Here is an 11,819-nt window from a genome sequence, read left to right as displayed (position 1 = left end):
CGCGCTATTCGACGGTGACGGATTTTGCCAGATTGCGCGGCTGATCGACATCCGTGCCCATCTGCACGGCCGTGTGATAGGCCAGGAGCTGGAGCGGGATCGCGAAGACGATCGGCGTCAGGATTTCCGGCATGTTGGGCAGGACCAGCGTGTTCACCGTCTGCACCGCGCCGGACGCGGCGCCCGCCTCGTCGGTCAGGAGGATGATCCGCCCGCCGCGCGCGGCGACCTCCTGCATGTTGGACACGGTCTTCTCGAACACCCGGTCATGCGGCGCTACGACCACGACCGGCATGGTCTCGTCGATCAGCGCGATCGGCCCGTGCTTCAGTTCGCCGGCGGCATACCCCTCGGCGTGGATGTAGCTGATTTCCTTCAGCTTCAGCGCGCCCTCCAGCGCCAGCGGAAAGGAAAAGCCGCGCCCAAGGAACAGCGCATGGCGATGCGTTGCCATCTCGCGCGACAGGCTCTCGACCTGATCCTCCAGATGCAGCGCGGCGTTGACGAGGCGCGGCGCCTCGGCGAGCGCCCGCGTCAGCTCCAGCTCGCCATCGCCCGAGATCACGCCGCGCTCGACGCCGGCATGCACCGCCAGCGCGGCCAGGGCCATCAGCTGGCAGGTGAAGGCCTTGGTGGAGGCGACGCCGATCTCCGGCCCGGCCAGCGTCGGGAAGACCAGATCCGCCTCCCGCGCCATGGTGGATTCCTGCACGTTGACGACCACCGCAGTCTTGAGCCCAGACTCCTTGGCGTAGCGCAGCGAGGCCAGCGTATCGGCCGTTTCGCCGGACTGAGAGACGAAGAGCGCAAGGTCCACATCGCCAAGCGGACTTTCGCGATAGCGAAACTCGGAGGCGACATCGAGATCGCAGGCGATACCGGCAAAGCGCTCGAAGAAATAGCGGCCGACCAAAGCGGCGTAATAGCCCGTGCCGCAGGCCGACATGGCGATGCGACGAACCTTGGAGAAGTCGAACGCCTGGCCCTGCGGCAGGCGCGTGCGCCCGCTCGTCATGTCCACGAAGGCCCCCAGCGTATGGGAGAGCACCTCTGGCTGCTCGTACATTTCCTTCTGCATGAAATGACGATGATTGCCCTTGTCGACATAGAAGGCCTCGCCGACGGAACGCCGAACCGGTCGGTCCACCGGCTGGTCGTGCTCGTCGAAAATCTCGGCGCCCCGATGCGACAGGACAGCCCAGTCGCCATCCTCGAGATAGCGCACGGAATCGGTGAAGGGCGACAGCGCGATGGCGTCCGAGCCGAGGAACATCTCGCCCTCACCCTCGCCGATCGCCAGCGGGCTGCCGCGCCGCGCGCCGATCAGAAGCTTGGTGTCGCCGTCGAACAGGAAGGCGAGCGAGAAGGCGCCTTCGAGAACCTTCAGAGTGGAGGCGACGGCCTCCTGCGGGCCCATGCCCCGGTCGATCTGCCGCGTTACATAGACCGCGACGACCTCCGAATCCGTCTCGCTCTCGAACGCGTATCCGTCGGCGGCGAGTTCGGTCTTCAACTCGCGGAAATTCTCGATGATGCCGTTGTGAACGACGGACAGCCGCTGGGTCGAATGCGGATGGGCGTTCGCCTCGTTCGGCACGCCATGGGTGGCCCAGCGCGTGTGTCCGATGCCGATCGTCCCCTGGAGCGGCTGCTCAGTGAGCACGGCTTCCAGATTGCGCAGCTTCCCCGCCGCACGGCGTCGTGCCAGCGCGCCGTCTTCCAGCGTCGCGATGCCGGCGGAATCATAGCCCCGGTATTCCAGGCGCTTCAGCGAGTCCACGAGCCGCGAGGCGACGGGGGCTTGGCTGATGATTCCGATGATGCCACACATGAGCGAACCGATCCTTTCGGGAAAGCCCCGGCCGGTCCGGTGCTTCGCGCCGTCTGCTGATAGCGCGACGGCGCAAAACCGTCGCTCAATTTTCATTGCTGGTTTTTAGAGATCGCGGCCGCGCGTCAGCTTTGGCTCGCCTTGCGCGCGGCGTTGCGCGCGTTGATCTCGCGCCCGCGCCCCTCTTTTACCACCTGTCGCGCCCGGCCAAAGGCCAGCGCATCGGCCGGCACATCTTCCGTCACGACGCTGCCCGAGGCGACATACGCCCCGTCGCCGATCAACAGCGGCGCGACCAGAGCGGAGTTCGACCCGATGAAGGCACCGGCGCCGATCACCGTGCGGTACTTGTTGAACCCGTCGTAATTGCAGGTGATCGTGCCGGCGCCGATATTGGCTTCCGCGCCCACGCTGGCGTCGCCGAGATAGGTGAGATGGCTGACCTTCGCGTCTTGGCCGACCGTAGTGCTCTTGATCTCCACGAAGTTGCCGACCTTCGCCCCGTCCCGCAGGTCCGTGCCCGGCCGCAGCCGAGCGAAGGGGCCGACGCTCGCCTTCGCACCCACGGACGCGCCCTCAATATGGCTGAAGGCGCGAAGAACCGCGCCGCTGCGAATGTGAACGCCCGGACCGAAAACGACGTTCGGCTCGATCGCGACATCGGGCTCGACCACCGTGTCGGCCGCGAAGAAGACCGTCTCCGGCGCAATCAAGGTCACGCCAGAGAGCATCGCCTCCTCGCGGCGGCGCTCCTGCCAGATCGCTTCGACCCGGGCGAGTTCCAGCCGGGTGTTGACCCCGAGCACGTCCTCCTCCTCGGCCGTGACGAGCCGCACGGACAAGCCCTCGCTTCGCGCCACGGAGACGATGTCGGTGAGATAATATTCGCCCTTGGCATTGCTGTTGCCGATGCGTTCGAGAAGGTCGAGCGCGCGGCCACCGTCGATCGCCATGACCCCGCCATTACAGAGATCGATTAGCCGCTCTTCGGGCGAGGCGTCCTTTTCCTCGCGAATGGCGACGAGTTCATCACCCTCGCGGATCAGGCGGCCATAGCCGGTCGGCTTGCGGCTGCGGAACCCGACGACGCACACTGCAGCACCCGCCGCGATCTCGGCCCGCGCCGCAAGCAGCGTTTCGGGCCGCACGAGCGGCGTGTCGCCGAACAGCACGAGCACGTCGTCAAAGCGATCGGCCAGAGCGCCGCGCGCCGCGAGCACCGCATGCGCCGTGCCGAGACGTTCCGCCTGCGCGAAATGGCGCAAGGGCGGTTCGAAGCCCGAGACCAGGCGCACGACGCTTTCGGCATCGCGGCCGACGACCACAACTATTTCGCTCGATCCGGCGCGCATCGCGGCATCCACAGCGTGCAGCACGAGCGGGCGATGGGCGACCTCGTGCAGCACCTTGGCGCGCGTCGATTTCATGCGCGTTCCCTCGCCTGCGGCAAGGACGATGGAAAGGCAGGTGCGGCTCATGGGAGGAGTCCTCGAAACAAAGAAGCGTCGTTTGGTGCGCATGGCGATAGGGAGATCAGCCGATCTTTTGAAGGGCCGGGAAGGTTTCCAGGAGCCAGAAGGACATGGCCTGCATGCCGCCCGTCAGGAACAGAACGCCCGTCGCCACCAGCATGACACCCATCGCCTTTTCGACCGCGCCGAAATGCGAACGAATGCGACCCATGGCGCGCAGGAAGCTGGCGGAAAATGCGGCGGCGAGGACGAAGGGAATGCCGAGGCCGGCCGAATAAAGGCTCAGCATCACCATGCCTTCGCTCACGGACTGGCGTGCGCCGGCAAGGCCGAGAATCAGCCCCAGCACCGGGCCGATGCAGGGCGTCCAACCGAAGGCGAAGGCAAGGCCCATGAGATAGGCGCCGCCAAGCGAGCGACGCGGTGCCTCCGGCTGGAAGCGCGCTTCCCGCGACAGGAAGTTCAGCCGCAGAACACCAAGGAATTTCAGTCCCATCAGAATGATCGCGATGCCCGCGAGAAGGCCGAGCCAATCCGTGTTGCGGCGAAGAAGCTGCCCGAGCGTGCTCGCTCCCGCGCCGAGAAAAACGAAGACCGTAGAAAATCCCAGCACGAAGACGAGGGCGGTGAGAACGAGCCGCCTATAGCCGGGCACGGCCATCGACCCGCCTCGTCGCAGGTCCTCGGCGGAGACACCGGCCATGTAGCAGAGATAGGGCGGCACCAGCGGCAGCACGCAGGGCGACAGGAAAGACAGCGCTCCGGCCAAAATCGCCGTCGGATACGAAAGGTCCGAAATCAAGACAGCCGCCCTCACCCACATCGCCCTTCGAAAGGGCCTATTGGAGGGGTCTTACGACGAAGGCCGATCGGGTTCAAACCGTGTGGATGACATCGCAAAAGCTGTTGACCGGCACCGGCGACCTTTCTATGGTCCGCGCATTCCGTACATGAGTTCATGTAGGTTCGAGCGCGTAGCTCAGTTGGTAGAGCACGTGACTTTTAATCATGTGGTCGTGGGTTCGAGTCCCACCGCGCTCACCATTTTCCCATTTTTTTGGAATGCCCACCAGCCTGGCGGTAAAACTCGTAGCCGCGATCATTCGTCGCTCAACGCGATTTACTCCGGGATAACGATCCCGCGCAATTTGCGGGCGCTCGTAGGGAACCCTAGATTTCGGTTCGGTAAGTCTTGGTCCATGCGCATTGGGCCTATGGCGATGGATCTCTCGATCCCCACGTTGCAGTTCACGGATTTCGTCGTGTTCGCGACTTGCGGCTCTGTATTCGCCGCCTGTTGGCTGCTTCATCGCGAAAAAATTCACCATCTCCTGTTTGGCGCCAGCTTCTTCACCTGCGCGTTCATGTCCGTCTGGTTCGTGGATTTCGGCTACTACGGCAGCGTGTGGTCGCCGCTGGGATGGTCGCTCGGAGGCTCGCTATTCTGGAGCGGCTTTCGGCTGTTCGACAACCAACGGGCCGTGACCAGACCCATGGTGGCGCTGTTCGTGCTGCCGACCGCCGCGCATATCGTATGCGCCGCAAGTGGATTCAGCCCCTCGGCGATCAACGCGGCCAGCACCCTCGCCTATGCGCTGCACGAAGGCGCGGCGGCCCATTACGTGCTGGCGCGCAACCCTTCCCGCTCCCCGATCCGGCTCCTAGCCGGGCTCGCGCTGGCTTCCATTCCGGTAGCGATCTGCCTGCCCCTGCTGCCGTTGCAGCCCTCGCATGTCGCAATGTCGATCGTGATCATTTTCGTGGTCGATCATGTGGTGTCGATCCTACTGACGACATCGATTCTCGCGCTGGAAGCCGAGAAGGCCTACTCCGCCGTAGCGAGACAGGCGCGCACCGATCCGCTGACGCAGCTTCTCAATCGGGAGGGCTTAGCGGAGGCGGTTCGCCGCCACTCCGGGCCGGCCTGCGTCATCTTCGCCGATCTCGATCACTTCAAGTCGGTGAACGATCGCTTCGGCCACGTGGCCGGCGACGAGGTGCTGCGGGAATTTGCAAGGCGAGCCAAGGCCATCCTGCCGGCGGACGGCCATCTCGCACGGTTCGGAGGCGAGGAGTTCGTTCTCCTCTACGCCGCGAAAGACCGGAACGCGGCCATGATCCTTGCCGAGCGCCTGCGCTTTGCGATCGGTAGCCGGCCCATTTCGTGGAACGGCCAATCGATCCCCGTCACCGCCAGCGTCGGTGTGGCCTTGTCCGACACGCGGACCAGCCTGTCCCGTGCCCTCGAACAGGCCGATGCGGCCCTCTACGAAGCCAAGCTCGCGGGACGAGACCGCGTGAAGGCAGCCTGATCATCCAGCCAGTATCACGAAGTCCGTTCGACCTCGAAGCTTCGCCTTACGTCTTCGGAACACGCTCGAGGTCGCGGAGCCAAGCATGGGCGCGGCCGTCGGACGGCGCGCGCCAATCCCCCCGCGGCGACAGGCTTCCGCCGGCCGAAACCTTGGGGCCGTTGGGCATGGCGGTGCGTTTGAACTGGCTCGTTTGAAAGAATCGAACGAGGAAACGCTCCAGCCAGAGCCGGATCGTGGCGAGATCGTACTGGTTCTTCTTCGCCTCCGGGAAGTGTGCGGGCCAGCGCCCCTGCTGGAGATCGCGCCACGCGTGATACGCGAGGAACGCGACCTTGGCCGGCGGCTGGCCGTAGCGCATGGTGTGGAACAAGAAGAAGTCGTTGAGTTCGTAGGGGCCGATCTTGGACTCGGTGCTCTGTAAGGCGCCGCTGGCATCGGCCGGCACCAGCTCGGGCGAAATCTCGGTTTCGAGGATTGCCGTCAGCACCCGGTTCGTTTCCGCGTCGAACTGGCCGGTCGTCACGGTCCAGCGGATCAGATACTGGATCAGCGTTTTGGGGATGCCGGAGTTGACGCCGTAATGGCTCATCTGGTCGCCGACGCCGTAGGTGCACCAGCCGAGCGCCAGTTCCGACAAGTCGCCGGTGCCAATGACGAAGCCGTTGCGCTGGTTCGCCAGCCGGAACAGATAGTCGGTCCGCAGTCCCGCCTGCACGTTTTCGAAGGTGATGTCGTAGACCGGTTCGCCCGACGAGAAGGCGTGGCCCATATCGCCCAGCATCTGACGGGCGGCGGGGCGAATGTCGATCTCGTCGGCTTCGATGCCGAGCGCGCGCATCAGCGCCCAAGCGTTGCCCTTCGTCTCGTCGCCCGTTGCGAAGCCCGGCATGGTGAAGCCGAGAATCGTGGATCGCGGTAGGCCGAGCGTATCGCAGGCCTTAGCAGCGACGATCAGCGCATGCGTGGAATCCAACCCCCCGGAGACGCCGATGACCATCCGGTCGCCCGGCGTCGACTCGAAGCGCTTGATGAGCGCATGGACCTGGATGTTGAAGGCCTCGTAGCAATCCTGGTCCAGCCGGGCGGGCGTGTCGGGCACATAGGGAAAACGCCTGATGTGCCGCTCCAGCCCGTGATCGGCGAAGGAGGGCTGGTGGGCGAACTCGATCCGGCGGAATCGCAGTTCCGGGTGGCCCGCGCGCGCGGCGGAATCGTTGAAGGTCGGCACGCGCATGCGCTCCAGCCGCAACCGTTGAAGGTCGACGTCGGCGACGGTCAGCTGCGGCTCGCGTGAGAAGCGTTCAGACTCGGCCAGCAGGTCGCCAACCTCGTAGATCATCGCCTGCCCGTCCCACGACACGTCGTTCGTGCTTTCGCCCTGCCCGGCGGCAGAATATACATAGGCCGCCATGCATCGCATCGCATGCGCTGAGGTGAGGATATGGCGATCGGTCGACTTGCCGACGGTGATGTTCGAGGCCGACAGGTTGCACAGCAGCAATGCCCCGGCTAATGCGCCGTCGATGGACGGGGGAGTCGGCGACCAGAAGTCCTCGCAGACCTCGATATGAAAGATGAAGTCCGGCAGGTCGGTCGCGGCGAACAGGAGATCGGTGCCGAAAGGCACCCTCTGCCCTGCGAGATCGATGGCGGAAGAGGTGATGCCGCTGCCGGAGGCGAACCAGCGCTTCTCGTAATATTCGCGGTAATTCGGCAGGAAAATCTTAGGCACCACGCCGAGGATCGCTCCGCGCGAGATTGCGATGCCGCAATTGTAGAGCCGGCCGTTGCGCCGTATCGGCGCGCCGATCAGGAGAACCGATGGGAGTTCGGCGGACGCGGCCGCGATGCGACCGACCGCCCGTTCCACATCGTCCAGCAGCGCGTCCTGAAGATGGAGATCGTCGATCGCATAGGCCGACAGGCAGAGTTCGGGATAGACGACCAGATCGACGCCGCGCTCGACCGCGCGCTCCGCCTCGCGAAGGATTTCCACGGCATTGGCGTCGGGATCGGCGACGAAGACGCGGGGCGTGGCGACAGCCACTCGCACGAACCCGTGCTCGTGCAGGGAATAGAATCGTTCGACGCGACGCTGGGCGGTCTCGAAGGACATGGTAGCCGGACCTTATCTGCGGATCGTTCGGACAGGCAGGTGGACGATGCGCCGGACGAATCAACCGGTGCCTGAAGCCCATTCTAGGCCATTCGCGCGGGTTTTGCGTCTGCCGACGATACTCGACATCGGCCATCCGACAACATGGCTCTAGCTTCTCTTCGTCTCGCGGTTGGGCAGGAGCACGCATGAGCGAGACGCAAGGGGACCTTCGCTTCAGGTCGTGCCGATCGGTGACGAGGCCTTCCGTAACCCGGTCGATCGCGTCCTGCACGGGTTGTTCGGGATCGTTGACGCCTATCCGAAAGGCCTTGTGTGTGCTTCACCCTGAGGAGATGCAGGAGATGCAGGAGATGCCGATCGAAGTTTATCGCAGCCGCTGGACAATAGGCTGAAACCATCACCACCGATCTTTTGTCGCGGTGCTGGAATTGACGGCTCACGTTGGGGAACTAAATCGCCGATCTATCGAGAGGCCGACAATTTGATGACGAACCTTCATCGTGTTGCAATCTTCCCGACCTATACACGTTCCAAGCATCCGGTTCGGGCGGCTTTCGGCGTCCCACTCGCCTCTCGCCGCGCCGAACCGGAAGCCATCTCTTGACGGCATTGGCAGGCGATACTTGCGTCGAACTGCGCCCGGCCTTCCTCAACCCAGCTTTCGATTGATCCCATGATATCCTGCGATGTTGCCATCGTCGGTGCGGGCGCGGCGGGCCTTGGCGCCGCGTGGCGCCTGGCCTCCACCGGCCGTTCCGTCGTTTTGATCGATGCTCGGGATCGGCTGGGCGGCCGCGCCCATACGGTCACGACCCGCGAGGGCGATCCGATCGACCTCGGCTGCGAGTGGCTCCATTCCGGCGACGTCAATCCGCTTGTGCCCCTCTTCGAGTCCCTCGGGATCGAGATCGACCGCACGAAGCCGAAATGGGATGAGCAGGACGGCAATCGCGGTTTTTCGCCGGAGCAGCAGCGCGAATTCGCGGAGGCTTTCGACGCGTTCGAGGAGCGGCTGGCGGAAGCGGCCGACCAGGGCCGGGACGACGCGGCCTCCCGTTATTTCGAACCGAACGGCCGCTGGAACGCCCTGATCGACGCGGTCAGCAGCTACTACAACGGGACGGAATACGATCGCGTCTCGGTTCTCGATTATGCCCGCTACGTCGACACCGGGGTGAACTGGCGCGTACGCCGGGGCTATGGCGCCGCCCTCTCCGCCATGGCGGGTTCGGTCACCTGTCGCCTCGGCGTGCGTGTCGAGGCAATCGAAGATCGGCCGAACGGATCGCTCCTGCAAAGCCCAGCTGGCGATCTCGAAGCGCGCCATGTTGTGCTGAGCGTACCCACGACCGTGCTCGCCAGCGGAAGGTTGATCCTGCCATCCCGCTTCGACGCGAAGATCGAGGCCGCCAATGGCTTGCCCTTAGGGTTGGCGAACAAGGTCTTCTTTCGCTTGCGGGAGCCCGAGCGTTTTTCGGTGGAGGGGCATCTCTTCGGCCGGATCGATACGGCCGCGACAGGCAGCTACCAAATTCGCCCGTTCGGCCAGCCGCTGATCGAAGGTTTTTTCGGCGGACGCCATGCCGCCGCTTTGGAGGCGGAGGGACCGGGCGCCATGACGGCCTTCGCTCTCGAAGAGCTGCGCGGTCTGTTCGGCGCCGAACTCATACGGTCCATCGAACCGGAATGCGAAACGGCCTGGGGACAGGACCCGTTCGCGCTCGGCTCCTACTCCCATGCCCTCCCCGGCCATGCCGAGGCGCGTCAGGTCCTGGCGCAACAGGTGGACGATCGCGTCACCTGGGCTGGAGAGGCGACGCATACGCACGCCTTCTCGACCGCGCACGGCGCCTGGGAAACAGGGCTGCGCGCGGCGGAGGAAATCCTGGCGCTGCGTTGAGCGTGCTGCCGGATCGGCCTCGCGTCAGCGATGGGCCGGGGCGGGCCGCGTGGTCTTCTCGTTTCGCCTTTCGCGGCCGTGCAACCAGAGGCGACCGAGCGAAAGATCGTCGCGCAGCCAGACGAGATCGGCGGGCGATCCGGCTTTCAGAAAGCCGCGATCCACCTCGCGCCGCAGGAGGCGAGCAGGATTGGCCGTCGCCATGCGCAAGGCTTCTTCCAGCGAAAGGCCGATGGTGCGGACGAGATAGGTGACGGCATCGAGCATGGAGATGTCGCAGCCCGCCAGCGTTCCGTCGTCCAGTGTCAGCTTCCCGCCGTTGCGCGTCGCCCGGCGCCCGCCGAGCTCGAAGACCTGCCCCTCGCTACCGACGGTCGGCATCGCGTCCGAAATGGCGATCATCCGGTTCTCGCCCTTCTTGGCGCGCAGGGCGAGTTCGACCATGGCCGGGTGAACATGGTGCCCGTCCGCGATGATGCTGGCCCAGACATCCGGCGAATCGAGCGCCGCCCCGGCGACGCCCGGCGTACGGTGGCCGAGCTGGCTCATGGCGTTGAAGAGATGCGTGACGCAGCTCGCCCCGGCCGCGATGGCGGCCATCACATCGTCATAGCTACCGTCGCAATGACCGATCGAGACGTGAATGCCGGCGCGAGACAGCGTGGCGATCTGCTCGGGAGTCACGGACTCGGTCGCGACCGTGATGAGGAAAGGGCGCACGTCCACCGCGCAGAGCTTCGCCACGTCCTCGTCGGTCATGGCGCGGACGCAGGCCGGGTCGTGGGCGCCCTTGCGCTTCAGCGCGATGAACGGCCCCTCGACATGGATGCCGCCGCAACCCGGCACATGGCGAGCCAGAGCCGTGCGCACGCCGTCGATGGCGGCGAAGGTCACCTCCTCTCGATCCGTGATCACGGTCGGCAGAAGCGACGTGGTGCCGAAACCCAAGTGAGCCTCGCAGATCGCCCGAACGCCCTCCACATCGGGCCGGTCGTTCAGCAGAACGCCGCCGCCGCCATTGACCTGAATATCCACGAAGCCCGGCGCCAGCGTTCCACCGTCCAGCCGCTCCACCGGCAGATCGGGGTCGAGGTCCACGCTCTCGGCGATTCCCTCGACCCGCCCGTCCTTGACGATCAGCGCCGCGTTTCGGCGCGTTCTCACGCCGTCGAAGATGTCTGGGCCGGAAATTGCGAATCGTGCCATGGAAACGACCTCGAAGAAGCAGGTGACCGAGAGATAGCACCGCCGAACTCAACGTAATATCGGCGCGACGGTCCCTCCGGCGCCCCGGCTTTTGCCCAAAGAAAGGCGAGGTCATGGCTTGCGTCTGCGGGGAGAGGATTTAGGTTCGCTCCGACATGCGGACGGGTCGGCCGCTCAAACCCTCGAATGTGGATGGTCATGCGACAAACGATCCGACCGATCGCCCTCGTCGCGAGCGAGAGCCCGGAGGCGCAGGAGGCGCTCGCCCGGCTGCGATCCCTTTATGAAACGGTCGATCCCGAAGACGCCGACATCGTGGTCGCGCTCGGCGGCGATGGCTTCATGCTCCACATCCTCCATCGCTTCATGGACACGGGCAAACCGATCTACGGGATGAACAAGGGAACCGTTGGGTTCCTGATGAACGATTTCCGCGAGGACGATCTGTCGGAGCGGCTGGACAAGGCTGTTCAGAGCGAAATTCGACCGCTCCAGATGACCGCCATCGACGATGTCGGCATGCGCCACACGGCGCTGGCCATCAACGAAGTCGCCCTGTTCCGCCAGTCCTATCAGGCGGCGCGGCTCAAGATTTCGATCGATGGCCGAACGCGGCTGGAGGAACTGGTCTGCGACGGGGTGCTCGTGGCAACGCCAACGGGATCGACGGCTTACAATCTCTCGGCGCAAGGGCCGATCATCCCGATCGAAGCACCGCTGCTGGCGCTGACTCCGGTCAGCGCCTTTCGCCCCCGTCGCTGGCGCGGCGCGCTGCTCGCCAACCGGCAGGTGGTCGATATTGAGGTCTTGGAAGCGGAGAAGCGGCCGGTCAACGCCGTGGCCGACCATCGCGAGGTCAAGTCCGTGCGTCATATCGAGATTCGCGAGGTGCGAGATCTCGGCAGCCTGATCCTGTTCGACCCCGAACATTCCTGGGACGAGCGAATCCTGGCCGAACAGTTCCGCTACTGAGGGG

The 11,819-nt window shown here is 64.8% G+C and carries 8 protein-coding genes and 1 tRNA gene; 4 read left to right on the top strand and 5 right to left on the bottom strand.

What is annotated here, in order from left to right; all coding sequences use genetic code 11:
* Positions 1–4: 4 nt before the first annotated feature.
* From glmS to M673_RS10670, 3 genes are all read right to left on the bottom strand, one after another.
* Positions 5–1,831, bottom strand: a complete 1,827-nt coding sequence (glmS, locus tag M673_RS10680; protein WP_061976053.1) for a glutamine--fructose-6-phosphate transaminase (isomerizing) — start codon at positions 1,829–1,831, stop codon at positions 5–7.
* 125 nt (positions 1,832–1,956) lie between these two features.
* Complete coding sequence (gene glmU / locus M673_RS10675) at positions 1,957–3,309, bottom strand: bifunctional UDP-N-acetylglucosamine diphosphorylase/glucosamine-1-phosphate N-acetyltransferase GlmU (protein WP_061976052.1); 1,353 nt, start codon at positions 3,307–3,309, stop codon at positions 1,957–1,959.
* A 55-nt stretch (positions 3,310–3,364) separates the two neighbouring features.
* Complete coding sequence (locus tag M673_RS10670; RefSeq protein WP_061977787.1) at positions 3,365–4,102, bottom strand: cytochrome c biogenesis CcdA family protein; 738 nt, start codon at positions 4,100–4,102, stop codon at positions 3,365–3,367.
* 169 nt (positions 4,103–4,271) lie between these two features.
* Here M673_RS10670 and M673_RS10665 point away from each other — a divergent pair.
* Together M673_RS10665 and M673_RS10660 are read left to right on the top strand one after the other, a co-directional pair.
* A tRNA-Lys gene (locus M673_RS10665) sits at positions 4,272–4,347 on the top strand.
* 170 nt (positions 4,348–4,517) lie between these two features.
* Entirely contained in the window at positions 4,518–5,615 is a 1,098-nt protein-coding gene (locus M673_RS10660) for a GGDEF domain-containing protein (RefSeq protein WP_187301251.1), read from the top strand.
* Between the two features lie 46 nt (positions 5,616–5,661).
* On the opposite strand, the gene M673_RS10655 is transcribed toward M673_RS10660, so the two are convergent.
* Positions 5,662–7,734 (bottom strand): NAD(+) synthase, encoded by a 2,073-nt coding sequence (locus tag M673_RS10655; RefSeq protein ID WP_061976051.1) that lies wholly within the window; start codon positions 7,732–7,734, stop codon positions 5,662–5,664.
* A gap of 676 nt (positions 7,735–8,410) precedes the next feature.
* Between M673_RS10655 and M673_RS10650 the strand changes: the two genes are divergently transcribed.
* Positions 8,411–9,637, top strand: coding sequence for a flavin monoamine oxidase family protein (locus M673_RS10650; RefSeq protein WP_061976050.1), 1,227 nt, complete (start codon positions 8,411–8,413; stop codon positions 9,635–9,637).
* A gap of 24 nt (positions 9,638–9,661) precedes the next feature.
* Here M673_RS10650 and nagA read toward each other — a convergent pair whose 3' ends face one another.
* Positions 9,662–10,843 carry an N-acetylglucosamine-6-phosphate deacetylase gene (nagA, locus tag M673_RS10645; RefSeq protein WP_061976049.1) on the bottom strand — a complete coding sequence of 394 codons (1,182 nt, stop codon included), beginning with the start codon at positions 10,841–10,843 and terminating at the stop codon, positions 9,662–9,664.
* Between the two features lie 198 nt (positions 10,844–11,041).
* On the opposite strand from nagA, the gene M673_RS10640 reads away from it, so the two are divergent.
* Positions 11,042–11,815 (top strand): NAD kinase, encoded by a 774-nt coding sequence (locus M673_RS10640; RefSeq protein WP_061977785.1) that lies wholly within the window; start codon positions 11,042–11,044, stop codon positions 11,813–11,815.
* The last annotated feature ends 4 nt before the right edge of the window (positions 11,816–11,819 follow it).

This window comes from Aureimonas sp. AU20 (genome assembly GCF_001442755.1).
GTDB lineage: Bacteria > Pseudomonadota > Alphaproteobacteria > Rhizobiales > Rhizobiaceae > Aureimonas.
Note: the sequence above shows the minus strand (reverse complement) of the source record. Positions and strands in the feature narration are given on the sequence as shown.

Coding starts and splice junctions, on each gene's coding strand:
- glmS (WP_061976053.1), bottom strand. CDS start 1,831: ATGTGTGGCATCATCGGAATCATCAGCCAAGCCCCCGTCGCCTCGCGG.
- glmU (WP_061976052.1), bottom strand. CDS start 3,309: ATGAGCCGCACCTGCCTTTCCATCGTCCTTGCCGCAGGCGAGGGAACG.
- M673_RS10660 (WP_187301251.1), top strand. CDS start 4,518: ATGGCGATGGATCTCTCGATCCCCACGTTGCAGTTCACGGATTTCGTC.
- M673_RS10655 (WP_061976051.1), bottom strand. CDS start 7,734: ATGTCCTTCGAGACCGCCCAGCGTCGCGTCGAACGATTCTATTCCCTG.
- M673_RS10650 (WP_061976050.1), top strand. CDS start 8,411: ATGATATCCTGCGATGTTGCCATCGTCGGTGCGGGCGCGGCGGGCCTT.
- nagA (WP_061976049.1), bottom strand. CDS start 10,843: ATGGCACGATTCGCAATTTCCGGCCCAGACATCTTCGACGGCGTGAGA.
- M673_RS10640 (WP_061977785.1), top strand. CDS start 11,042: ATGCGACAAACGATCCGACCGATCGCCCTCGTCGCGAGCGAGAGCCCG.